The organism is Halomonas citrativorans (assembly GCF_014898005.1).
Classification (GTDB): Bacteria; Pseudomonadota; Gammaproteobacteria; order Pseudomonadales; family Halomonadaceae; genus Vreelandella; species Vreelandella citrativorans.
Window position 1 is genome coordinate 105640 of the sequence record NZ_JABUYX010000001.1, and the last position, 24521, is coordinate 130160.

At 55.1% G+C, this 24521-nt stretch carries 23 protein-coding genes; 17 read left to right on the plus strand and 6 right to left on the minus strand.

Annotated elements, in window-relative coordinates; genetic code table 11:
• Positions 1-4 precede the first annotated feature (4 nt).
• Positions 5-1012, minus strand: a complete 1008-nt coding sequence (locus INT20_RS00410) for a LacI family DNA-binding transcriptional regulator (RefSeq protein WP_193056262.1) — start codon at positions 1010-1012, stop codon at positions 5-7.
• Between the two features lie 182 nt (positions 1013-1194).
• On the opposite strand from INT20_RS00410, the gene INT20_RS00415 reads away from it, so the two are divergent.
• From INT20_RS00415 to INT20_RS00430, 4 genes are all read left to right on the plus strand, one after another.
• Positions 1195-2703: an amidase gene (locus INT20_RS00415; RefSeq protein ID WP_193056263.1), complete on the plus strand. Its 1509-nt coding sequence runs from the start codon at positions 1195-1197 to the stop codon at positions 2701-2703.
• Positions 2704-2747: 44 nt separating this feature from the next.
• The gene (locus tag INT20_RS00420) at positions 2748-3557 is read left to right on the plus strand and encodes a methyltransferase domain-containing protein (protein ID WP_192526280.1); all 810 of its coding nucleotides are present in this window, start codon (positions 2748-2750) and stop codon (positions 3555-3557) included.
• Positions 3554-4552 (plus strand): methyltransferase, encoded by a 999-nt coding sequence (locus tag INT20_RS00425; RefSeq protein ID WP_192526281.1) that lies wholly within the window; start codon positions 3554-3556, stop codon positions 4550-4552. Before INT20_RS00420 ends, INT20_RS00425 begins: the two co-directional genes overlap by 4 nt.
• 109 nt (positions 4553-4661) lie before the next feature.
• Positions 4662-5390 carry an SIMPL domain-containing protein gene (locus INT20_RS00430; protein ID WP_192526282.1) on the plus strand — a complete coding sequence of 243 codons (729 nt, stop codon included), beginning with the start codon at positions 4662-4664 and terminating at the stop codon, positions 5388-5390.
• 13 nt (positions 5391-5403) lie between these two features.
• Here the strand turns inward: INT20_RS00430 and greB are convergent, their stop codons facing one another.
• Complete coding sequence (gene greB / locus INT20_RS00435; protein ID WP_172116247.1) at positions 5404-5937, minus strand: transcription elongation factor GreB; 534 nt, start codon at positions 5935-5937, stop codon at positions 5404-5406.
• 196 nt (positions 5938-6133) lie between these two features.
• Here greB and INT20_RS00440 point away from each other — a divergent pair, with 196 nt between their 5' ends.
• The 9 genes from INT20_RS00440 (at position 6134) to INT20_RS00480 (ending at position 13925) form a co-directional block, all read left to right on the plus strand.
• The gene (locus INT20_RS00440) at positions 6134-6778 is read left to right on the plus strand and encodes a tetratricopeptide repeat protein (protein WP_172116248.1); all 645 of its coding nucleotides are present in this window, start codon (positions 6134-6136) and stop codon (positions 6776-6778) included.
• A 75-nt stretch (positions 6779-6853) separates the two neighbouring features.
• Positions 6854-7507 carry an NUDIX domain-containing protein gene (locus INT20_RS00445; protein WP_193053848.1) on the plus strand — a complete coding sequence of 218 codons (654 nt, stop codon included), beginning with the start codon at positions 6854-6856 and terminating at the stop codon, positions 7505-7507.
• A gap of 23 nt (positions 7508-7530) precedes the next feature.
• Entirely contained in the window at positions 7531-7977 is a 447-nt protein-coding gene (locus INT20_RS00450) for a DUF1249 domain-containing protein (RefSeq protein ID WP_193056264.1), read from the plus strand.
• A complete protein-coding gene (locus INT20_RS00455; protein ID WP_192526285.1) occupies positions 7977-8711 on the plus strand; it encodes a metallophosphoesterase in 735 nt (244 codons plus the stop codon). Before INT20_RS00450 ends, INT20_RS00455 begins: the two co-directional genes overlap by 1 nt.
• A gap of 174 nt (positions 8712-8885) precedes the next feature.
• The gene (gene cysD / locus INT20_RS00460) at positions 8886-9848 is read left to right on the plus strand and encodes a sulfate adenylyltransferase subunit CysD (RefSeq protein ID WP_172116252.1); all 963 of its coding nucleotides are present in this window, start codon (positions 8886-8888) and stop codon (positions 9846-9848) included.
• Positions 9848-11275, plus strand: a complete 1428-nt coding sequence (gene cysN / locus INT20_RS00465; RefSeq protein ID WP_193056265.1) for a sulfate adenylyltransferase subunit CysN — start codon at positions 9848-9850, stop codon at positions 11273-11275. Before cysD ends, cysN begins: the two co-directional genes overlap by 1 nt.
• A gap of 193 nt (positions 11276-11468) precedes the next feature.
• Positions 11469-12032: a type 1 glutamine amidotransferase domain-containing protein gene (locus INT20_RS00470; RefSeq protein ID WP_192526287.1), complete on the plus strand. Its 564-nt coding sequence runs from the start codon at positions 11469-11471 to the stop codon at positions 12030-12032.
• Positions 12032-13171: an App1 family protein gene (locus INT20_RS00475; protein WP_192526288.1), complete on the plus strand. Its 1140-nt coding sequence runs from the start codon at positions 12032-12034 to the stop codon at positions 13169-13171. The genes INT20_RS00470 and INT20_RS00475 overlap by 1 nt, the downstream gene beginning before the upstream one ends.
• A 79-nt stretch (positions 13172-13250) precedes the next feature.
• Positions 13251-13925, plus strand: coding sequence for a zinc metallopeptidase (locus INT20_RS00480; RefSeq protein WP_192526289.1), 675 nt, complete (start codon positions 13251-13253; stop codon positions 13923-13925).
• A 20-nt stretch (positions 13926-13945) separates the two neighbouring features.
• Here INT20_RS00480 and cmoB read toward each other — a convergent pair whose 3' ends face one another.
• Together cmoB and cmoA are read right to left on the minus strand one after the other, a co-directional pair.
• Entirely contained in the window at positions 13946-14959 is a 1014-nt protein-coding gene (cmoB, locus tag INT20_RS00485; RefSeq protein WP_192526290.1) for a tRNA 5-methoxyuridine(34)/uridine 5-oxyacetic acid(34) synthase CmoB, read from the minus strand.
• A complete protein-coding gene (gene cmoA, locus INT20_RS00490; protein WP_087109693.1) occupies positions 14960-15703 on the minus strand; it encodes a carboxy-S-adenosyl-L-methionine synthase CmoA in 744 nt (247 codons plus the stop codon).
• Positions 15704-15803: 100 nt separating this feature from the next.
• On the opposite strand from cmoA, the gene pgi reads away from it, so the two are divergent.
• From pgi to serB, 4 genes are all read left to right on the plus strand, one after another.
• A complete protein-coding gene (gene pgi / locus INT20_RS00495) occupies positions 15804-17501 on the plus strand; it encodes a glucose-6-phosphate isomerase (protein ID WP_192526291.1) in 1698 nt (565 codons plus the stop codon).
• 157 nt (positions 17502-17658) lie between these two features.
• On the plus strand, positions 17659-19554 hold the full coding sequence (parE, locus tag INT20_RS00500) for a DNA topoisomerase IV subunit B (RefSeq protein WP_193056266.1): 1896 nt from the start codon (positions 17659-17661) through the stop codon (positions 19552-19554).
• A 6-nt stretch (positions 19555-19560) separates the two neighbouring features.
• Positions 19561-21813 (plus strand): DNA topoisomerase IV subunit A, encoded by a 2253-nt coding sequence (gene parC / locus INT20_RS00505; protein ID WP_193056267.1) that lies wholly within the window; start codon positions 19561-19563, stop codon positions 21811-21813.
• Between the two features lie 3 nt (positions 21814-21816).
• Complete coding sequence (serB, locus tag INT20_RS00510) at positions 21817-23022, plus strand: phosphoserine phosphatase SerB (RefSeq protein WP_193056268.1); 1206 nt, start codon at positions 21817-21819, stop codon at positions 23020-23022.
• Between the two features lie 73 nt (positions 23023-23095).
• Here the strand turns inward: serB and INT20_RS00515 are convergent, their stop codons facing one another.
• Positions 23096-23929, minus strand: coding sequence for a DUF6694 family lipoprotein (locus INT20_RS00515; protein WP_319643836.1), 834 nt, complete (start codon positions 23927-23929; stop codon positions 23096-23098).
• 172 nt (positions 23930-24101) lie between these two features.
• Positions 24102-24488 (minus strand): Na+/H+ antiporter subunit G, encoded by a 387-nt coding sequence (locus tag INT20_RS00520; protein WP_192526295.1) that lies wholly within the window; start codon positions 24486-24488, stop codon positions 24102-24104.
• Between the last annotated feature and the right edge of the window lie 33 nt (positions 24489-24521).

Consider the following 24521-nt stretch of genomic DNA (forward strand, 5'->3'; position numbering starts at 1 on the left):
TTGGCTAAAGCGTTGTACTGCCGCGGATCTGTAAACGTGGCGCATGGCGGTAGCGTACGGGCGATGCCTGTGCTGAGCCGAGCTGGTTGAGCAGGCAACTGACGGCAGCATGGCCGATATCATCGGTAGGCTGGGCCAGGGTGGTGATGCCTGGCGTTATCAGCTCACACCAATCCAGTTCGTCAATGCCCATTAAACCGGTAGGGCCCAAAGGGATGCCCAGCTGTTGAAAACTGCGTGTCATAGCGAGCGTGACGTTACCGTTAGCGCATAAAACAGCGCCTGGTGATGAGGCAGTGTGCTGGTTAAAGTTGGCTAACGTTTCAATGTGAGGTGCTGCATTGTCCAGTATTAGCGTCTGACTTTTGATCCCTAAGCTCTCTGCTTGCTGGTTAAAGCGCTGTAGCCGTTCCTGGCGGGTACTGGCATGTGCAGGCGACTCACTGACATAGAGAAGGGAGCGATACCCTTGTTGCACGAGATGATTCAGTGCCATATCAATCGCTAGCGCGTTATCAAGCCCGATCACATCAACGTCAAGTTGGTGAACTTCGCGGTCAAGTAGCACGAGGGGGACACCGCTATGCATGAGTGCCTGTAACTGAGCTTCAGGCTGCCCGGTAGCATTAATCATCAAGCCTTCTACCTGATACGACGTCAGCAGGCGCAGGTGCTGCTGTTCTCGTTCTGGGTCGTTATCGGTATTGCAGACGATTAATGAATAACCGTGAGTCCGAGCCGCTTGCTCTATGCCGTGGACAACTGCCACTGAGAACGGATTGCGGATATCGGCCACCAGTACGCCCAGTAGGCGCGAGCCGCCTCCCTTGAGACCGCGTGCCATTAAATTAGGCTGGTAGCCCAGCGTCGTGGCGGCGTTGGCAATGCGCGCTTGAAGGCTGGGCGTTAGCCGTTCGCGCTCCGGGCCGAAAAAGCGCGATACGCTGGTTTTAGACGTGCCCGCCAGTTTAGCGACTTCAATAAGTGTGGCGCGCACAGAGGCAGGGGGCATGTTGGCTATCCATTAAACAGTAAAATGGGAACGTTCCCAATTGGCTCCAACATAGTGAGTTTTGGGTTTAAAGGCAATACGCCTTAAGGCTCAGTAGAAGAGTCGGCGAAAACATATAGTTAAGAAAAATTAAGCAGACGGCCTCTGCTAGGATGTAGAGAAAAGCATAATAGGCGAACGTAATGCAGTCCCACGAGTACCAGCAATATGATGCCACCGGCCTTGCCGAACTGATCCGCCGCCGGGAGGTGAGCCGCGCAGACGTTCTGGAGGCTGCCTTTAAGGCGATTGAAGCACTAAATCCTGCCCTAAAAGCGGTCGTTAGAACGCGATTTGAGAAAGCCCGGCGTGAGAGCGAGGAGATCGCCGATGACGCGCTCTTTGGTGGAGTGCCCACCTTAAGTAAAGATCTGTTGATGGGGTTGGCCGGTGAACCCTTGGCCTCCGGATGTGCTGCGTTAACTCAGTGGCGCCCTAAAGAGGATTCGCCGATTATCCAGCGCGCAAAAGCTGCGGGTTTGGTCGTTATTGGGCAAACAGCCACGCCTGAATTGGGATTGATGGGAATTACCGAGCCTAAAGCCTTTCCGCACCCTGTTAACCCGTGGCGGAAGGGGTATTCACCCGGTGGCTCCAGCGGCGGTGCAGCCGTGGCAGTGGCTAGCGGAATTGTGCCGTTGGCGTTGGCCGGGGACGGTGGTGGCTCCATCCGTATTCCTGCCAGCTACTGTGGGCTTTTTGGCTTTAAACCTACGCGTGGGCGGATGCCGCTTGACCCAAGCCATGGGGAGGTGTGGCAGGGTGCAGTCATTGAGCACGCGTTGACGCGTAGCGTACGAGATAGTGCGGCGCTGTTGGAGAAGGTGAACGGTATGGCACCTTCCGGCCCGTACCCAGTGCGCGCTGAAACCGGCTTCGTAACGGCATTAGCGTCCTCGCCTAAGCGATTACGTATTGCTGTATCGCTGGGCGAGCCTTTAAGCCGTGGCTTGGGCACGCAGTTAAGCTCGGAAGTAAAAACAGCGGTTAATAAAGCCGCCGCCGCGCTAACGGAAATGGGCCATGAGATGGAGTGGTGCGATCCGCCGGTGGATGGTGAAGCCCTGGCAGATAGCTACCTGACGCTTTACCTTGGCCACTTGGCGGCGGACCTTCGCTGGATTAGCCAGCAAACCGGTGTGCCCACTCATCGCTTGGCGATTGAACCCTCTACACGTGCCATCGGCCGATTAGGAAGCAAACTATTAGCACAGGATTACGAGCTGGCGAAACGCCATTGGCACGTGGCCGCTGAACAGATGAGCCGTTTTCATCAACGCTTTGATGCGCTGGTGATGCCGGTCACCGCAGATACCGCCCCTGAAATTGGCGAGCTCTATCCATCTGCGGCACGTGAACGCTTAATGTCTGTGCTGGCCATTCCCGGGGCATCATCGCTGGCGCTAAAGGCTGGCTTATTAAAGAGGCTGGCGGTGGACGCCCTTGGCCGCACGCCGTTCACCCAATTAGCCAATCTGACCGGCCAGCCCGCCATGTCAGTGCCTTTGCATATGGCCGCCAATGGCCTACCGGTAGGCGTGCAAATAGTCGGGCGGTTTGGTGAAGATAAACAGCTCTTACAGCTAGCTGCGGCATTGGAACGGTACGATGCCTGGCAGCATCAATTACCGCTGCAAGCGTTCCGCTCTTAGGCAGGGTAAACTACGCGGCTTTACTATGCCGCTTGGCCTTATGCATGCATCCAACCTATGAATTAAACGACGCTGGAGACCGCTACTTTGACGGTCTGGTCGACAAGTTTTCACGCTCGCTTTACCAAGCGCCTCGCGGCGAGCTGCGCTTGGCGATGCTGGATTACTTGCTGCCGCAAATGCTTGAACTAACTCAGCAGCCCGTACTGGATGTCGGCGGCGGGTTAGGCCAGCAGGCGGCGTGGTTTGCCGAACGCCAGCACCCGGTCACCATGGCCGAGCCCTCGCTGGATATGCTTACGTATGCCAAACATTGGCACAGTGAAGCTAAGCGGCTGTCTGGCGAGGCGATGACCTACGTGCATGCCCCGCTTCAGGATTTAGGCCAGCAAGCTCCTGGCCCCTGGCCGTTGATTACCTGCCATGCGGTGCTTGAGTGGTTGGGCGACCCGCGCTCAGCGATGGCAAGCCTGGCAAGCCTGCTCGCGCCCGGCGGGCAGTTGAGCCTGATGGTGTTTAACCGCGATGCACTGCGCTTTTCCAACGCGGTGAAAGGCAATTTGGAAAAGGCGCTAAGTGATCGTTTGGAAGGCATGGGCAAGCGGCAGCGCTTAACGCCTATTTCGCCGGTCACCCACGCTGAGATGGTGGCATGGGGGGCGGAAAACAGTCTTGAAGTGGCAAGCGTTGCGGGTATCCGTGTATTTCAGGACTACCTACGCCTGCCTCCCGCCAGCGATAAAGAGCGTGAAACGCTGCTGGCGCTCGAAAAGAAGTACTGCCAACAAGACCCGCACTGGCGGCTGGGTCGTTATTTACTCTACACGTTGATTAAACCGGAGACTTCCCAATGAGTGCCCAATCACCTGCCTGCCAACTGCTGGAACGTCAACAGGATGACTACACGGCACTTATGGTCGTAGCGCCACCGGTTGATGCTTGGTTAATCGCGCAATCCGCAGGCGTTATCAGCGGTGATCTTGGTGTGCTAAGCGAGTGGCAAGCGGTAGGCAAGCAGGTCTATAGCCCCTTCGCGCTGCCTGAAAATGCCGTTACCCACGGCGAGATAGTGTTGTTCTGGCCTAAAGCGCATCAGCTAGGCATTTGGTGGCTTGAGTGGCTATGCAGCGTGCTACCCACGGGCACGGCCATTGAAATTATCGGTGAGCACAGTGGCGGCGTGAAACGCGTGCCTAACGTACTCGCAGAGCGGGGGATGATGTGTGACAAGCGCGATAACGCGCGGCGCTGTTCACTCTTTGCCACACGCACCATCGCGCTTGAGAATACCCTGGAAGACGCTTGGCAGCGCTTTGATGCTTTGGGCTTAACGCTGGTTAGTCATCCCGGCGTTTTTGGTCATGGCAAGGTAGATGAAGGCACGCTGCTACTATTGGACAGCCTGGAAAAAGAGCTGCCTAAAGCGCCTCAACGTATTCTCGATATGGGCTGTGGCGATGGCATTATTAGCGCTTGGCTTGCCAAACGTGGCCATGCGGTAACCGCCGTGGATGTCAGCGCTTTTGCTGTAGAGGCAGCGCATCGCACGCTAGAGGCTAATCAGGTTAATGGGCACGCTTTGCAAAGCGATGTATATAGCGCATTGGAAAGTGAAACCTACGATTTTATTATTAGTAACCCGCCGTTTCATCAAGAGCGAGACGTAAGCTATGGGCCCAGCCAACGCTTGATTCGCCAAGCGCCCAAGCATCTTGCTAACCGTGGGCGTCTCATCATCGTCGCCAATGTGTTCTTGCCTTATCCGGACCTTCTCACCGAGGCTTTTGGCAGCTTTGAAACGCTTGCTGATAATCGGCGGTTTCGGGTCTACCGTAGCCAGCGTAGCTGACACTATTTCCTCACACTAACCATATTCAACTACCGACGCATCCCCATTTCACGGCTATGATGCTGATAGGCATTGGGCACTTTAATGAACGTTGTGCGAGGTAGCGACGATGGTTAAAAGCAGTAGAAGCATCGTGATATTGGGAAGTGCAGTTGTGCTAGGTGGATTGCTGGCGCTGGGGTTGGTAGGAGGTGGCAGCTATATCAAGCAGGCGGCCGACGTGTGGCAGCAGTCTTCGCGCAATGTCACCGTGCGTGGTTTGGCCGAGCGCGAGGTGGCGGCCGACTTGGTGCTATGGCCGTTTAACTACAGCGTGAGCGCTAATAGCTTAAGCGACCTGGAGCAGCAGCTTTCCAATAATGACCAGGCGATTCGTCGCTTTTTGGAGTCTCAGGGATTTGAACCCGGGCATATCAGCACAACACCCCCCAGAATTACCGACCAGTTTAGTAATCTCTATGGCGGGCAGCGCCCTGATGAGCGTTACCGCGCTGAGGCCACGTTACTGCTGCGTTCGCCAGATGTAGAGGGCGTGATGCAGGCGATGCCAGGGACCTCGTCGCTGGTACGTCAAGGGGTTTTGCTCTCGCCAAGTTACGAGTACCAAACCGAGTTTCTATTTACCGGCTTGGAGGCGATCAAGCCTGAGATGATTGCCGAGGCGACGGCTGACGCGCGTAATGCCGCCCAGCAGTTTGCAGAAGACTCCGGGAGTCAGGTAGGGCAGATCCGCCAGGCAACCCAAGGCTATTTCTCGATTGATGATTTGGACAGCTATACTCCGCATATCAAGCGTGTCCGAGTGGTGACGACTATCGACTATGCCTTAAAAGATTAGGAAGCCCCGTGCACTAAAGCGAGGCATAGCGGATCGCAGTAACGGTGTAGAACACCTTCCCATTCGGAGTAAGCACTTCTACATCGTCATCGACCCCTTTGCCGAGAAGTGCCTTGGCCATGGGCGCATCAATACTGATCCAGCGCTTTTGGGTATCGATTTCGTCGTGTCCTACAATCCGTATGCTAAGCGCTTCGCCATCTTCATCCTCCAGCTCGACAAATGCCCCAAAAAATATCTTGTTGGTGTCTGCGGGTAGTCGATCAACCACCTGCAGCTCATCCAGACGTAGGGTCAAATAGCGAATCCGCGCAATCACACGGTTCAGCTCTTTCTTGTTGTAAGTGTAATCAGCGTTTTCACTACGGTCGCCAAGCGCAGCGGCTTCACCTACTTTTGTTGAGAGTGCGGGGCGTTTGACTCTGGATAAGTGATCCAAAATTCCGCGTAAACGCGCGGCGCCCTCGGCGGTAATCAAATTGCTTTTGGGTGCCTGACGCGGATCTTTTGCCGGATCGCGCCAGCGGGTCATGTTACGACCTTTCATTAAGGGACTCTCATCTGGTTAAAGATAGCGCTGGTTAAAGACGACTGTAGGGTAAAGAGAAAGTAAACAAAAGCACAGTGACATCACTCGCGGCTAGCGAATCAATCAAACGTTCGTTACATTGTGAGAATAGGCTGATTAGCGCTTAACAACGCAGCGTCTATATGTCGATATAAAAACAACTCAGGAGATAATAATGCGCACACGACCGTTTTCTCGTTTGATAATGACTGCAGCGCTTGGCAGCACGCTAATGCTGTTACCCTTAACGGCCTTGGCCTATGAAAACGAACTGTTCTCCTTGAAGAACCGTTGGGAACATACGGTGAGCGACTTGCCAGCTAACCAGCGTGAAGGCACGTTGGACGTTTTGTCCAATGAAGTCACGACGTTGGCCAGCGAAAACCCGGATCAGCCGGAGCTTCTGATTTGGCAGGGCATTATTCTGGCTTCGTATGCGCGTGAACGTGGTGGTTTCGGCGCGTTGGGTATCGCTGGTGATGCGCGTGATGCGCTTGAACAGGCCATTGCGCTTGATCCGCAAGGAGGAAACGGTTCTGCCTACGTCACACTGGGCGCACTTTACGACAACGTACCTGGGCGCCCAATTAGCTTTGGAAGCAGTGAAAAAGCTCAGCAAATGTTTCAGCGTGCCGTTGAGATTCGCCCTGAAGGTATCGACGTCAACTACTATTACGCCGCGTTCCTGCTTGATGAAGGGGACACCGCCGCTGCCCGCGAGCACGCTGAACGTGCGGTGAACGGTACTCCACGAGCGCAGCGTGAACTCTCCGATGAAGCGCTACGCCGCGATGCCCAGGCCATGCTAAACCGTCTGTAACCCCGCCCAGGCCAGGTTGGCATTCCCGGTAGTAAGCATTGATAATGGGGTAATTGTGATTACTGGGAGTGCCGCATGGCATTCAATGCTAAAACTTCATCATTAGAAACACCGCCTTTTGGCCGTGACGATATAGAACTGATTGAGCGTAAAACGCTTCATCAGGGCTTTTTTCGCTTGGAAGCGATGGAACTACGCCACCGGCTTTTTGAAGGTGGTTGGAGCAAGCCCATGCATCGCGAAGTGCACCACCGTCGCGATGCGGTAGGCGTATTGCTTTACGACCCTGCACGGGATGCGCTTGTGCTGGTGGAGCAGTTTCGTGCTGGTGCTTTCGATGATCCCGTTTCGCCTTGGAAGCTAGAGCTGGTTGCAGGGTTGGTTGAACAAGATGAATCACTCGAAGAGGTTGCCCGGCGCGAAGCGCTGGAAGAGTCGGGCTGCGTGGTAGGCCCGTTAACGCTAATGCATACGTACTACCCAAGCCCTGGCGCGTGCAACGAACGCGTAACGCTTTTTTGTGGGCTGGTTGATACTCAAGGTATGGGCGGTATTCATGGCCTTGATGAGGAGCATGAAGATATTCGTGTTCACGTGGTGTCTTTTCCGACCGCGTGGGAACTCTTGATACAGGGAAGACTCGACAACGCCATGTGTTTGATTGGATTGCACTGGCTAGCTGGTCAGCGTGCTTCGTTGCGCGCGGCATCCCAACGAGCGCTCACGTAAAGTGAAAACCACGAGGAGTGTTCATGGCAAGAACAGCCTATGTCACCGATTTAAAGTCGCTCCAAGGGGAGTGCAGCGCCAACTACCTGCGGTTATTACGCCTGGTGGGCGATATGGAGAGTGGCCAGCGCCGAGAGATCGCCTTAAGCAGTGACGAGCAGCACTTTGGCGATTTGCAGCTTACCGTATTGGAACATGCCCCTTACACCACCATGGTGGCGGTCACTCAAAGCGGTCCGTTGGATTCAGTTATGGACGGTCCGCGCATGCGCGTGCACCTTTACCATGACGTGCGTATGGCGGAGGTGACGGATTTTCAGCGTCAGCGCCACTTTAGTGGCCGCTATCGATATCCTAATGCGCAGATGCATCAGCCTGACGAAAAGCTCCAGCTAAACCGCTTTTTAGGCGAATGGTTAGCGCATGGACTAGCCCATGGTCATACCTGCGATTTACCGGAGATGCGCTAATGCGCCTTGTACAGATTACCGATGCTCACTTGCATGCTGATGTTACTACACGTTCGCGTGCGGGGGTTCCATGGCTGCATTTTCAACGTGTTCTCGCGGCGGCAGCGGCTGAGCGTCCGGACGTTATCGTTGTGACGGGAGACATCAGTCAGGATGAAACAGCGGCTTCCTATGCACTGGCCAAGGAGGCGTTGGCTGACCTTCCTTGCCCGTGGTTTTGGCTCCCGGGCAATCACGACCAGGTAGCATTCATGTGCGCCGAGCATCCGCTGCTTGACGAGGTAGATTTGCAGCAGTGGCGTCTGCTGCTGCTCAATACCCAAGTGCCGGGCCAACCCTTCGGTGAGCTGGGCAGCGAACAGTTGATGGCATTAACGACACGCTTGGAAGAGGATGACCGCCCCACGCTGATTGCCATGCACCACCCACCGGTGGATGTTGGCGCTGACTGGATGGATGCTATCGGCCTACAAGATCGTGAAGCGTTTTGGCAGGTTTTAAGCGCTTATCCTCAGGTGAAAGTCGTGCTGTTTGGTCACGCTCACCAAGCGTATGCGCAGCACATTGAAACAGCGGCAGGTTCAGTGAGTGTTTACGGCTGCCCAGCCATGTCTGATCAGTTTATGCCGGGCGCTGATGAATTTACGATTGATGAAGCCTCACGGCCTGGTTACCGAGTGATAAACCTTAGCGGTGAGCAGTGGGATACCTGGGTCGAGCGCGTTGACGTATAGCGATATCATGTTTTTTATGTTCGTTAGGCGATAAAAGAATAAAAAGATAGTTATTAATTCTTTTGGGTTATTATTGACTCGGCGTTACTCTATCCACAATCGAACGTATAACGTTTTAATTCAGCGTGTACTGCAAGCTTATAAAAATTGGCTTGTTTTGTGAGGTAGCAGACCATGACTCAGTTCTCCCCGCTCTCTTCGACGCCCCGGCGTGAGGTGCCCAGCGCACTTAGCGCCGCGCGTCTCACTCATTTAAAACAGCTTGAAGCCGAGTCCATCCATATCATTCGTGAAGTGGCGGCTGAGTTCAGTAACCCGGTCATGATGTATTCGATCGGCAAAGACTCTTCGGTGATGCTGCACCTGGCGCGGAAGGCATTTTATCCCGGTACCCCGCCGTTTCCGCTGATGCACGTGGATACCACTTGGAAATTCCGGGAAATGATCGAGTTTCGTGATCGCATGGCTTCCGAGGCGGGCATGAAACTGATCGTGCATACCAACGAAGAGGGGCGGGAGGCGAATATCAACCCGTTCGAGCATGGCAGTGCCAAATATACCGATATCATGAAGACCCAAGCGCTCAAGCAGGCGCTGGACAAGCATGGTTTTGATGCTGCGTTTGGCGGTGCCCGGCGCGATGAGGAAGCCTCTCGGGCCAAGGAGCGGGTCTACTCCTTCCGTGACAAATACCATCGTTGGGATCCCAAAAACCAGCGTCCTGAGCTCTGGAACATGTATAACGCCAGGGTCAACAAGGGTGAGTCGATTCGCGTGTTCCCGCTTTCCAACTGGACGGAGCTGGATATCTGGCAGTACATCTATCTGGAGTCTATCCCGATTGTGCCACTGTACTTCGCAGCCAAGCGCCCAGTGGTTGAGCGCGACGGCATGCAGGTGATGGTAGACGACGATCGTTTGCCGCTAGCGCCAGGTGAAGTGCCTGAAGAGAAGTCGGTGCGTTTCAGAACGCTTGGGTGCTACCCGCTAACCGGCGCAGTGGAGTCCGAAGCGGCAACGCTGCCGGAAATTATTCAGGAAATGCTGCTGACCCGCACCAGTGAGCGCAGTGGTCGCGCCATTGATCGCGACCAGGTGGGTTCGATGGAGAAGAAAAAGCGCGAGGGGTACTTCTAATGTCTCATCAATCTAACTTAATCGCTGACAACATCGAGCAGTACCTGCACGAGCATGAAAACAAGGACCTGCTGCGTTTTATTACCTGCGGCAGTGTCGACGACGGTAAATCGACCCTGATTGGTCGCTTGCTGCACGACTCCAAGATGATCTTTGAGGATCAGCTAGCAGCGATTACTCAAGCGTCCAAAACCAGCGGTACTACGGGTGATACGGTTGACTTGGCGCTATTGGTAGACGGTCTGCAGTCCGAACGTGAGCAGGGCATTACTATTGATGTCGCCTACCGGTTCTTCTCGACGGATAAGCGCAAATTTATCATTGCCGATACGCCAGGCCATGAGCAGTACACACGTAATATGGCCACCGGCGCTTCTACGGCAAGTCTTGCGATTATCCTTATCGACGCTCGCTATGGCGTGCAAACCCAAACGCGTCGGCATAGCTTTATTGCTGACTTGTTGGGTATTCAGCACTTGGTCATTGCTGTCAACAAAATGGATTTAGTGGGCTTTTCTGAGCAGCGCTTTGAGGAAATCAAGGCAGAGTACCGTGCGTTTGCAACGAATTTGCAGGTGGACGATATCCAGTTTGTGCCCATGTCGGCGCTCAACGGCGATAACGTCGTTAACCGTAGCGAGCACACGCCATGGTATCGCGGCGAGACGCTGATCGAACTACTCGAAAATACCGAAATCAGCCAAGACGACAACCTGACGGATCTGCGTTTACCCGTACAGTATGTCAATCGGCCGAACCTGGATTTTCGTGGTTACTGCGGGACGCTGGCCGCCGGGATCTTACGCCCCGGCCAAGCGGTAAAAGCGTTGCCTTCGGGTAAAACCTCTACCGTGGCGAGAGTTGTCACTTTTGAGGGTGATTTAAGCGAAGCCTATCCCGGCCAAGCGATTACCGTGACGCTTGAAGACGAGATCGATATTTCTCGTGGCGACTGGCTAGTCAGTGCCGATGCGGAAGTGCCGCTTTCCAACCGGTTTACTGCTGATGTGGTCTGGATGCATGAAGACCCACTAACCCTGGGTAAGCTTTACGACTTTAAACTCGCTACCCGCGATCTTTCCGGGCAGGTCAGCGCTATTGACTATCAAATTGATGTTAATACGCTTGAGAAGCACACAGCGCAGGCGTTAAACCTCAATGCGATTGCTCGCTGTGATATCGAGCTTACCGCCACCGTACCCATCGATAATTATCGGGTTAGCCCTAAAACGGGAAGCTTTATTATTGTCGATCGGCTGACCAACGTAACGGTGGGAGCGGGAATGATTCGTGAAGCGGGTTCAGCAGGTGCTGCTGAAGCCCCCACCACGGACTGGTCAGCGTTTGAGAAAGACCTTAATGCGCTGGTACGCAGGCACTTTCCGCACTGGGAAGCCAACGATATTAGTCAATTGCTCAAACGCTAAATCATTTTTTATCAATAGTCTTTACCAATAGTCTTTATCAACAGGTTGGCCCGCTTTGATTAAGCGGGCTTTTTTATATCTACTTAAATCAAGCATCTCTAATGTAGCGGTCGGCTCGCTTGACGCTCTCCCAGGATACGCCACACTGATAAAGCGTTTTTCACGCACGCCTCATCACGAAAAGGAGAGCATGATGAACCAAACACTAAAGGGTAAACGCGTCGCTATTGTGGCGGCCGATGGCTTTGAGGAGTCTGAGCTGAGTTCACCGCGTGACGCACTCAAAAATGCCGGTGTTGATGTTGATATCGTGACACCTGAAGGCAACGATATTCGTGCCTGGGCAGAAACTAATTGGGGTGATACATATTCGGCTGATAAAGCGCTGACAGATGTCAATGAATCTGATTATCACGCCCTGGTACTGCCAGGCGGCCTGTTCAATCCCGACGCGCTGCGGGTCAAAGAAGACGTGCTAAGTTTTGTAAAAGCATTTTTTCACGCAGGTAAGCCAGTAGCCGCTATTTGTCATGCGCCATGGATTTTAATTAACGCTGGCTTGGTAGAAGGTCGTCGTATGACGTCGGTGCCCACCGTGGCTCAGGATTTACGCAATGCGGGCGCGGAATGGGTCGATGAGGCCGTCGTGGTGGATAATGGTTTGGTCACTAGCCGTACCCCCAAAGACCTGGATGCGTTCAATGCCAAGCTCCTTGAAGAGCTGCAAGAAGGACGCCACTCAGGTCAACACGCCTAATGTCATGGTTGAGCCCGTGGGCAAGCTTTGTTAAAAGGCTTGTCCACACGGTTGCAAAACCGATGAAGCGAGACCGTGGCCGCGGGGGGATGGTCGTTCATCCTTACCGTGGTTACGGTTCGTCCAGTGAAGTGTTTTTGATGGGGCGGGTGTTCCGCCAAGCCGCTCTTGGCCGCGCTATTCCACGCCGAGGGATGCTGCGCGACACAGCTGATGTAGCGCGCCGCATTTTTCGACGGGGCTTGGCCGGTGCCCAAGTTGATATTCGTATCGGTGAAAACGAACTGTCCTTGACAACCGACCGGGATGGCTATTTCGATGCGCACCTTCCGATTACCCATTCGCTGCCTATCGATGTGTCCTGGCATCGAGCGGATATTAGGGTGCATGCGGAAAACCAGTCGCCTGTACGTACTAATGTTGAGGTATACGTACCGCCACCGGAAACCGACTTGCTGATTATCAGCGATATTGATGACACCGTCATGTTTACCGGCGTTGCCGAAAAGCTAAAGATGCTCTACCGCCTGTTTGTGCGTAAACCCCATCGGCGTACGGCGTTTCCAGGCGTTGCCTCGCTTTATCAGGCGCTGCACCGGGGCGAAAGTGAGAAGGCCGAGCGACCCATCTTGTATGTATCCCGCGGGCCATGGGCTATTTACGAAATGCTCGAAACGTTCTTTCAGCTTAACCGGATTCCGGTAGGTCCGATCCTGTTTCTACGCGAGTGGGGAATTTCGCTGCGTCACCCCTGGCCGCGCCGTGCCGAAGCTCACAAGCGCTTGTTAATTGATCGAATGTTGACGCTGTTTGATGGGCTACCGTGCATCCTGATTGGCGATAGCGGACAGCACGACCCAGAAGTGTATGCTGAGATCGTGAAAGCCTATCCTGGGCGCATCAAGGCGATTTATATCCGTCGCGTGGATAAAGACCCTGAGCGCGAGAAGGCCATTCAACGGCTTCGCGATGAACTGGTCAATTCCGAGTGTGACCTGGTGCTCGCACCCGACAGTGTATTAATTGCTGAGCACGCCCACGCCAATGGGGATATTTCAGCGCGGGGCCTGGAAGCGGTCGAGCGCGATGTAAAAGAGCATCGCGAAGAAGAGCGTCGTGAAGCCCAAGGGGAAGTCTAGCCTCAACTCTGTTGTTGCTAGCCCGACCATGATAAAACGAAGCCTTTCCCTGTTTTCTCCTAGTGAGTGTTAAGTCATCATGGTCGTTCTATTCGTCGTGCTGTTACTCGCGGTATTTATACTGCCCAATGTATGGGCAAAGTGGGTGCTAAAACGCCATATGCGAGGACGTAATGACTACCCTGGCACCGGCGCTGAGCTTGCCGAGCATTTGCTACGGCGTCTGGGTATTAAAGACATTCCCGTTGAGCGTACCGAATTCGGCGATCATTACGACCCAGAGACGCGCTGTGTGCGCCTTTCGCCTGACCATTATGATGGCTGCTCGTTAACGGCGGTTACCGTTGCCGCTCATGAAGTAGGCCATGCGTTGCAGCATCACCAAGGCTATGCGCCACTGCTGGCACGCAGCCGCTTGGTAGGTGTTGCCCAAAAGGCAGAAAAAATGGGCGCGATTCTAATGATGGCCGCGCCGTTTTTATTCTTGTTGACGCGCGTGCCGGGCGGTTTGGCGTTAGTCATTGGCATGGCGGTGATCAGCTTTGGTACCGCCGCCCTGGTGCATCTGGTCACGCTGCCGGTGGAGTTTGATGCCAGCTTCAACCGCGCACTGCCGCTTTTAAAAGAGTACGTGCCACCCTACGACATGTCGGGCGCTCGGCATGTGCTTACCGCTTGTGCGTTCACCTATGTTGCGGCTTCACTTGCCAGCATGTTGAACCTGGGCCGCTGGCTGGTGATCTTGCGCCGCTAAACGCTAACGACTGTGCTGGCTTAAATAACTGTTTTTACAGCCTGTTCCGGCTTGTTGGCAATAATCACTGCCCGCCGCGGCGCCGGGTAGCCTTCGATGGTGCGGGTACGATCATTGGGATCTAAAAAGTCGGCCAAGGATTGATAGGTCATCCACTCGGTGGAGCGCTGCTCGTCCAGGGTGGTGACTGCCTCATCGACCACGAGAATATTGGTAAAGCCGCAACGGCTAAGCCAGTGGCAAAGCGCTTTGGAGGAGGGTAGAAAGTAAACATTAGGCATCGCGGCGTAACGCTCGCCGGGAACAAACACCGTTTGCTCGTCGCCTTCCACCACCAGCGTTTCCAATACCAGCTCGCCACCCGGCGCCAGCGCGGCTTTTAGCTGCTGAAGATGTTCAAGTGGCGAAGGGCGGTGATAAAGCACGCCCATTGAAAACACCGTATCAAAAAAGCCGAGGTTTTCCGGTACATCCTCGATTCCGACCGGTAGAAACTGAGTGCGCCCACCGTCTGCATCGCCCACAAAGTGGCGCACTGCTTGGAACTGCCAGTAAAAGCGTGGTGAAGGGTCAATCACCAGCACGAAGGCCGCTCCTGTTCCGGTCATCCGCCAGGCGTGATAGCCGCTGCCGCCGCCTACATCCAACACCTTGCGGTATCTCAGGGGGGCTAAATGAGGCGCCACGCGCTGCCATTTCCAATCAGAGCGCCATTCGGTGTCGATATGAATGCCGCCCAGCTGAAAAGGTCCTTTGCGCCACGGAGCCAGCTTACGCAGTAGATTAAAGCATTGGCGTTGCTGGCTATCGCTGAGCGCAAGCTCTACCGTTAGCGTATCGCTGTCCAGTTGAACGTGGCGCTCGGCCGGTAAGGCCGGCAGTTTGGCAACGGCCTTCTCCCAGGCGGGCAGGTCGCCATGACGTTGGCGGTCAAGCCCTCTGGCCAGCTGCTCGGGTAATTTAGCCAGCCAGGTCGTTAAGCCCTGGTCTAAAAACGCCTGATAAAGTGCGCGGTGGTCATCAGGGAGCTCCACTTAACTCTCCTTAAACGCAATGACAGAGGCAAAGTTCAAGTATTGAAACCACGTTACCGTACGTGGGAAGCCTGCCTGCTGTAAGCGCTGATGCAGCGCATCCAGCGTATCGGGCACCAACACGTTTTCAAGTGCGGTGCGCTTTTGGCTGATTTCCATGTCGCTGTAACCATTGGCGCGTTTGAAGTCATGATAGCGCTCAACTCGCCAGGCATTATCCCGCTCATCGACGTCAACGGTTTTTTCCGATAAAACCAGCACGCCGCCAGGCTCGAGCGCGTCAAACAGCCGCCTTAACAGGGCATCCCGGTCAGCCGGTGGCAAAAACTGCAGCGTAAAGTTAAGAATGATCATGCCGGATGGCGCATACTCGAGCGTGCGAATGTCGGCTTCTTCCACGCTCATGGCATGTTCAGGGCACTCTTCGGTGAAGGTCTGGCGAGCACGCGACACCATTGCTGGTGATAAATCGACGCCGGTATAGCGAAACGCGTCAGGGGCGAGTGCGCCCGCAAGCGCCAAGCCTGAGGCGCCGAGCGAGCAGCCCAGGTCATACACGTGGCCGCCATGGCGAAGGTGACGCTGGGCAATCAGGCTCAGCATGCCCAGGATTTGGCCGTAGCCTGGTATAGAGCGACGGACCATGTCGGGAAAACAAGCCACTACCTGTTCATCGAACGAGAAGCGCGCCACTCGATCAAGGGGTGTCGAAAAGATAGCGTCACGGTAAGATGCATTACTCATTGGCAAGCCGGGAATCATCAAAAGGGGGGAGTAGTTTACGCGCCCTGATTTGACCAGAACAGACCCGAGCTGCATGGTTCGACGCCACAGGAGACGGCAAATGGCCTCAGCATCACGCGCCACCCCCGATAAACTGCCCGCATGGCAGACATTAAAACAGCATGCCGATGAACTCAAAGGCGTTCATTTAAAAACACTATTTGGCTCGGAGAGCAGCCGATGGGCGAATTTTACCCGCCATGAAGCCGGCCTGACGCTGGATCTTTCCAAGCAGCGTTGGGACGACGATACGCTTGAGCATCTGTTAGCGCTGGCGCACGATGCGGGTGTGCCCAGCGCTATTGATGCCTTATTAAGTGGTAAGCGGGTTAACGTTAGTGAGAACCGCCCAGCCTTGCACACAGCGCTGCGTTTACCGGCCGAGGCAACGCTGAACGTTGAAGGGGAAGATATTGTCGCCGGAGTGCAGGAAAGCCTGGCGCAAATGGAGCGTCTGGTGTGCCGTTTGCACGCCGGGCAGTGGAGAGGAGCCACGGGCAAGCCCATTCGCCATGTGGTGAATTTAGGCGTCGGCGGCTCGGATTTAGGGCCGTTGATGGTGACCCATGCACTGGCCGATTATCGGCCTGAGAATATTCATCCCGTTGAGGTACATTTTGCCTCGACAATGGATGGCTCGCAGCTGGCCGATTATTTAGGGCGTCTAAATCCGGAAACGACCCTCTTTGTGCTCTCCTCCAAGTCGTTTACCACCATTGATACTCTTTCCAACGCCAATACGGCCAGAGACTGGCTGTTGGGCCGTTTAACTCAGCATAGCGATTTTGTCAGTGCTCCACCGGTAAGCGCTGAACTTATTGTGCGCCAGCACTTTATTGGTGTGTCGGCCAGCCCCGAGAAAATGAGCGAGTGGGGCATTGCGCCCGACCACCAGCTTAAATTCTGGGAGTGGGTAGGCGGGCGCTATTCGCTATGGGGCACGATTGGTTTGCCGATTGCTCTGGTCGTAGGCATGACGCATTTTCGCGAGCTGCTGGCCGGTGCCCACGCCATGGACCGCCACTTCAGTGAAGCGCCCATGGAAGATAACCTGCCGGTTCTGCTGGCCTTGGCCGGCATCTGGAACGTTAATTTTCTGGATATCCGCGCCCACTCAATCCTGCCTTACGATGGTCGGTTGGAATATTTTGCTGCCTACCTTGAACAGCTGGAAATGGAGTCCAACGGCAAGTCGGTTACCCGCCAGGGCCAGGCGGTCAATTATTCGACCTGCCCGGTACTGTGGGGGCAGCTGGGCCCCAATGCTCAGCATGCGTTTTATCAGCTGCTTCATCAGGGCACTCAGTCGGTTGTGTGTGATTTTATCGCTCCGCTCAAGCGTTATGATGAGGTGGAAGACCCGGATACTCGCCGCCATCTCAAAGCGCAGCACCGGCTAGCGCTTGCCAACTGCTTTGCCCAGTCCCGCGTTCTGATGCTCGGCGATGACGCGCTGGATGATGATGGCCCCCGTCCAGAGCACAAACGCTATCGCGGCAATCAGCCATCGACCACGGTACTGCTGGATACACTAACGCCCGCTACGCTGGGGGCTTTGATTGCCCTTTATGAGCATAAGGTGTTTGTTCAAGCCGTTATCTGGGATATCAATCCGTTCGATCAGTGGGGGGTGGAGCTTGGCAAAAAAATTGCCACGGATACCCAAGGCATCATCGATGGGCAGGGCGACATTACCCGCATGGATGCCTCTAGCCGCGGCTTGATTGAAGCGTTTTGGGCCGCCGAGCAGGATGGGTAACTGCCTCGGGCGTCTATGAAAAAGCGTGCTCCCAGTTTTCCTGCCATGTATTAGATATGGCTGGATATACAGCTTTTTGCTATTCTAGCGATCTTTGTCGGCCGCCTGTACAAGTCACAGGCGGCTGCCAGCTTTACCCTTCAGGAACCGACGTTACATGACCCAGTTTGATGCCTCTCAGTACGGCGCGAGTTCTATCGAAGTCCTGTCAGGGCTCGAGCCGGTACGTAAGCGTCCCGGTATGTACACCGATACCTCACGGCCCAATCACCTGGCCCAGGAAGTGATTGATAACAGCGTCGATGAAGCGCTGGCCGACCACGCCTCTTTTATTCGTGTCACGTTGCACAGCGATGGGGGCATCGAGGTTCAGGATGACGGCCGAGGTATGCCGATTGATCTTCACCCCGAACACGGCGTTTCAGGGGTGGAGCTGATTCTTACCAAACTGCATTCAGGCGGTAAGTTCTCCTCTTCAAGCTATCGGTTTTCTGGTGGCCTTCACGGCGTTGGCGTCTCAGTCGTTAACGCGCTTTCACGGCGCTTGGAAGTAGAAGTGACCCGTGACGGCGCGCGCCATGCGATTGCCTTTGAGCACGGCGAAAAAGTCGAAAATCTGCATGAAATCGGTAAGGCGGCTAAACGCGCTACCGGAACTTTAGTGCGTTTTTGGCCTGATGAGAGCTATTTCGACAGCCCCAAACTGGCCGTTTCAAAGCTTAAACATCTACTGCGCGCCAAAGCGGTGCTCTGCCCGGGGCTTGCCGTTACCCTGATTGAGCCAGACGGAACGACGACAGAGTGGGCCTACGCCGATGGTCTGCGCGACTATTTGGCCGAAGCCACCGATGGCTATGACGTACTGCCTGGCGAACCGTTTGTCGGCCACTTCAGTGACGACGAGCATGGCGTGGATTGGGCCATTCAATGGCTGCCGGAAGGCGGTGAATCGCTGCTCGAAAGCTACGTTAACCTGATTCCCACGCCGCAAGGCGGCACTCACGTTAACGGTTTTCGATCAGGACTGCTGGATGCACTACGTGAGTTTTGTGAATATCGCAGCCTGCTGCCGCGCGGCATCAAGCTCACTGCTGAGGATCTTTGGGAGCGCGCCTCTTTCGTGCTCTCGGTGAAAATGCTCGACCCTCAGTTTGCCGGGCAAACCAAAGAGCGGCTGTCATCACGCACCATCGCAGGCTTTGTCTCCGGCGTGGTGAAGGATGCCTTCTCGTTGTGGCTCAATCATCATATTGATCAAGCCGAGCAGTTGGCGGAGTTGGTGATCAGCGCCGCTCAGCATCGCCAGAAAAAGGCCAAGAAGGTCGCCCGTAAAAAGGTCACATCAGGCCCGGCGCTTCCGGGTAAGCTTGCTGACTGCTCCGGGCAGGACCCGTCACTTAGCGAGCTGTTCCTGGTCGAGGGCGACTCGGCCGGGGGCAGTGCGAAGCAGGCGCGTAACCGCGACACCCAAGCAATCCTGCCCCTGCGCGGCAAGATTCTGAATACCTGGGAAGTCGAGACGCACGATATTTACGGCTCTCAGGAAGTTCATGATATTGCGGTCGCGATTGGCGCCGACCCGGGGAACGCCGACCTTGAAAAGCTGCGTTACCACAAAATATGTATTCTTGCCGATGCCGACTCCGACGGCCTGCACATTGCCACGCTGCTGTGTGCGCTGTTTGTACGCCATTTTCCGGCGCTGGTGGATGCCGGCCATGTGTTTGTCGCCATGCCGCCCCTTTACCGCATCGATTTAGGTAAAGAGGTGCACTACGCCCTCGATGAGAGCGAAAAAGCCGCCGTGCTCAAGCAACTGGCGAAAAAACGCGGCACGCCCAATGTTCAGCGATTTAAAGGCCTGGGCGAAATGAGTCCTTTACAGCTGCGCGAAACCACCATGGCGGTCGAAACCCGTCGCCTAGTGCAACTCACCCTGGAAGAGGGCGATGGCACGATGGAAATGATGGATATGCTGCTCGCCAAGAAGCGTGCCAGCGACCGCAAGAAATGGCTGGAAGATTACGGCAACCTCGCAGATATTGAGGTATAACCCCCGATGACCATGGATATTCAGGTAGCGGAAGGCGACGTCGAACGCCTCTCCTTGCGCGACTATACCGAAAAAGCGTACCTCGACTACTCGATGTACGTCATCTTGGACCGTGCGCTGCCCAACATTGGCGACGGCATGAAGCCCGTGCAGCGGCGGATTATTTACGCCATGCGCGAATTGGCGCTGCACGCCAATGCCAAGTACAAAAAATCAGCGCGTACCGTGGGCGACGTGCTGGGTAAATTCCACCCTCACGGCGACAGCGCCTGTTACGAAGCCATGGTGCTGATGGCCCAGCCGTTCAGCTATCGCTACCCGCTGGTGGATGGCCAAGGCAACTGGGGTAGTCCGGATGACCCCAAATCGTTTGCCGCCATGCGCTACACCGAGGCCAAGCTCTCCAAGTTTGCCGAAGTGCTGCTGGGCGAACTGGGGCAGGGCACGGTCGATTGGGCACCCAACTTTGACGGCACCATGCAGGAGCCTCTCGTGCTGCCTGCCAAGTTGCCTCATGTACTGCTCAATGGCGGTACCGGGATCGCGGTAGGCATGGCCACCGACATTCCGCCCCATAATGTTAGCGAAGTGGTCGAGGCTACCTGCCATCTGTTGCGCAACCCTGAGGCGACCACAACTGACTTGATGGCGTTTGTACCCGCGCCTGATTTTCCAACGGATGCGGAAATCATCACGCCCCAAGCCGACCTGCGTAAGCTTTATGAGACAGGCCGAGGTTCGGTAAAACTGCGTGCGCGCTATACCCGCGAAGACGCCAATATCGTGATTACCGCCGTGCCGTACCAGGTCAGCGGTGCCAAGGTACTTGAGCAGATTGCCGCACAGATGCAGGCGAAAAAGCTCCCCATGGTGGCCGATCTTCGTGATGAATCAACTCATGAAGAGCCCACGCGCCTAGTGATTGAGCCGCGCTCCAGCCGCGTGGATGTCGAGTCGCTCATGGCTCACCTGTTTGCCACCACGGACCTGGAAAAGAACGTGCGGGTAAATATGAACGTGATCGGCCTGGACGGCCGCCCGCGGGTCATGCCCCTAACGGATATGCTGGGCGAGTGGCTACGCTTTCGCCGGACCACGGTGCGCCGCCGGTTGGAGCACCGATTGGGCAAGGTTGAAGACCGCCTGCACATTTTGGAAGGCTTGCTGACAGCCTATCTGGATCTTGACGAAGTGATCCGGATTATTCGTGAGGAAGATGACCCGAAAGCCTCGCTAATCGCCACTTTTAGTCTCTCGGAACGCCAAGCGGAAGCGATTCTCGAACTGCGCCTGCGTCACCTTGCCAAGCTCGAAGAGATGAAAATTCGCGGCGAGCAGGACGAGCTGGAAAAAGAGCGTAAGTACCTTACGGGCTTGCTGGGCAGTGAAGCAAAGCTAACCACGCTGATCGAAAAAGAGATTCGTGCGGCGGGCAAAGAGCACGGCGACGAGCGCCGCTCACCGTTGATAGAGCGCAGTGAAGCCAAGGCACTTTCAGAAGTTGAGCTGCTGGGGGCTGATCCGGTCACCGTAGTGCTGTCTGATAAAGGCTGGATTCGCGCTGCCAAAGGGCACGATATTGATCCGGAAGGACTGTCCTATAAAGCCGGTGATAGCTTTCATCTGGCCGCTCGGGGCAAGACTAATCAGCCGCTGGTGCTGCTGGACGATACGGGACGCGCTTACACCCTGGCCGCTCATAACTTGCCCAGTGCGCGGGGCCAGGGTGAACCGGTGACCGGCCGCGCTAATGTCTCGGCAGGGGCGCAAATGGCCGGGTTAATGCTTGCCCCACCCGAACGGCGCTTTGTATTGGCAAGCGACGGTGGCTATGGGTTTATGGCCCGCTTGGACGCGCTTACCGGTAAAAATAAAGCCGGCAAAGCGGTACTCAGCGTACCCAAAGGCTGTAGCGTGATGGCGCCCATCGAAGTGCCTGACGGTGAAGAGCTGTGGGTGGCGTCGGTGTCTAGCGAAGGCCGATTACTGCTGTTCCCGCTTGAGCAGTTGCCTGAAATGACCAAAGGTAAAGGCAACAAAATGCTCGATATTCCCGGCCCGAGAGCCGCCCGACGTGAGGAGTTTGTACGTGACGTTACTGTTCTCTCGGCAAGCGACGCACTGCTGGTTCACGCCGGTAAGCGCAAGCTGACCTTGAAAGCGGATGATTTAGCGTATTATCGCGGCGAAAGAGGGCGACGAGGCAGCAAATTGCCGCGCGGCTTCCAAAAAGTTGATCGGTTAGAGGCGGGAGAGTAACTCATGACAAAGCGTTGTTTAATTCGTGCAACCGGTATCGCGCGTTCCGGTCAGCTAGAGGGATTTGGGAAAGCGTTGGCCCGCACGAATGCCCAGCTTTTAGATATTAATCAAAGCGTGACGTTTGGCATGCTCTCTCTGGAAGCCCTTGTGGGGCTTGAACACGATAATGCCTTGGAGGCGATGCTCAGCGAGGCGGGCGATGCGCTAGGGTTGGATGTGCAGGTGATTACGGTTAACGCCGACGATTATCGGCGCTGGAGCAACGAAGCAAGTCAGCCTCGGCTTATTTTGACGCTGCTGGCGCCGCATTTGCCGGCAGGCATATTGGCTGAAGTCGGCATTTTAACGGCAGAGTTTGGGTTAACGGCTGAGCTGATTCATCGGCTTTCTGGGCGTGAATCGCTGGAGGGTAGCGCGCCTTCCGGCGGTGCCTGCGTTGAGTGCTGGTTACGTGGCGACGAGGCGAATATCGAAGCGCTGCGCGAAAAGGCGTTGGCACTAGGAGGCGAACATGGCGTGGATATCGCCATTCAGGAAGACTCAATCTGGCGGCGCCATCGCCGCCTTGTGTGCTTCGATATGGATTCCACGCTGATCAAAGCTGAAGTGATTGATGAGCTGGCCCGGCACCACGGGGTGGGTGATGAGGTTGCCGAGGTGACCGAGCGGGCCATGCGTGGCGAGCTGGATTTTCAGGAGAGCTTTCGCGAACGCATGAGCAAGCTGAAAGGCCTGGATGAGTCGGTGTTGATCAAGATTGCCGAAGAGCTGCCGTTAATGGATGGTGTAGAGCGTTTGATGGCTAATTTAAAGCGCTTCGGTTACCGCACTGTGATTCTATCCGGGGGCTTTACCTATTTTGCCCGCCATTTACAGGAAAAACTCGGCTTTGATGAGATTCATGCTAATGAGCTGGTGATCGAGAACGGTAAAGTCACTGGTGAAGTGACGTTGCCGATTGTTGATGCTGAGCGCAAGGCAGAGCTTTTGGAGCAGATTGCGCTGCGCGAAGGCTTTACGTTGGAGCAGACTATTGCGGTGGGCGATGGCGCCAATGACCTGAAAATGCTGGCTAAAGCGGGATTGGGTATCGCGTTTCGAGCCAAGCCGTTAGTGCGCGCTCAAGCGCGTCAGGCGATCTCGACACTGGGCATTGATGCCGTGCTGTATCTGATTGGTTATCGCCAAACGGATCTAATGGATTAAGTGTTTTTCGGCCAGCTATTGAGTCGGTGCGTAACGTACCGACTCAATAGTGCGCGCTCTATAAACCCGACAACTACTGGGTGGTAGATAGTGCAATGCCCTGATATTCGTGGTTCAGGTGCTCAAGCCTTTCTACCTCGCTCTTGCTAAGTTCAGGCGAATCCCATAACGGGTTGCCTTGGGCATCTTGAAGGCCTTCGACGGTTACCGTGAACGATACATCGCTGGGTATTTGTGTGTTTCCCCACGCGCTAAAACGATTAGGTGCCAAGCGCCACGTGGCCGTTTCACCTGCTTCAAGACCGCCCGCAATCACATAGTAAAACGTTTCATCAATCCAGGGCGCGGACCGATCAGCGCTGGTCACAACACCTCTTAAAAATACTTGCGAGACGGCCTGCTCCGTATGATTGGTCACCTCAATATCCAGCGCCGGTTCTGGCGTGCCGTATGGGCTTTGGCTTATATAATAGCGTGCGTTATCAATGCTAAAGCGTTCCCGTTGTTCTCGGTCTTTATCTGCCCGCGCTTGCTTTTCAGTCAACCGGGAAAGGGTAGAGAGCGCCTGCTGACGCTCTCTGGCTCGCCTCTCACGTAGAATATCGTCGGCGCGTTTAATTACCTGGTCGCCCGTTAGACCATGCATGCGAACGTTGGCCGATTCAGCGATCTCGGCTGCATTCATTCGTTTAGGGCTAAGTAAGGCCATGCTGCCAAAGTTTGGCATCGCCATGATAGCGAGCGCTTTATCAAACTCATCACGCTTATAAGCAGGCATCGCCTCACGTACATTCTCAATTGAGACAACCGCAGCCGGCATGGAGCTGGTATCTATTTTGGGGTCTGAGCAACCGGCTAACACACAAAGCGATAGCGTAATGGCAGACAGCCGTAGGAGGCTCCACATACATTCACCTCATTATGGTCAAAAACGCTGTGGAGCTTACCGGAAAGCGCTAACGACCACTACTATCTCTGTCATTGTTAAGCACTTTATTTATCGGTTGTGGGCTGTGAAAATTTAGGAAGCCGTGGCCGTGTAGAGACTGTTTTCTCACTACAGGGCCATGGCCGGACGGCTAACCGTGGCCTTTGTCGGGATGGGGGACGGGTTTATCACCGACTTCCTCTGAGCGAAGCTCTATCGGTTTGCCCTGCGTTTTTTGGGCATGCCTCAAACGCAAGTGCAGGCCGGTTTTGGCAAGCAAATGGGCGCTGACAGGGGCGGTAATAAACAGAAATAGCGTGATGAGCAGCTCCTGAATATCAATGTGACCATCGACGCTCCAAAAATAACCCATTGAGGCAATCAGCATGCAGCCAATACCCAGCGTAGTGGCCTTGGTAGGGCCATGCAGGCGCATATAAAAATCGCGCAGGTGAGCCATCCCCAGTGAGCCGATAAATACGAACACGCCGCCGGTGATAAGCATTAAGGAGATAAGTGCTTCTACAAAGAGCGACATGGCGACGCCTCCGGGTGATACGAGACAGAAAGT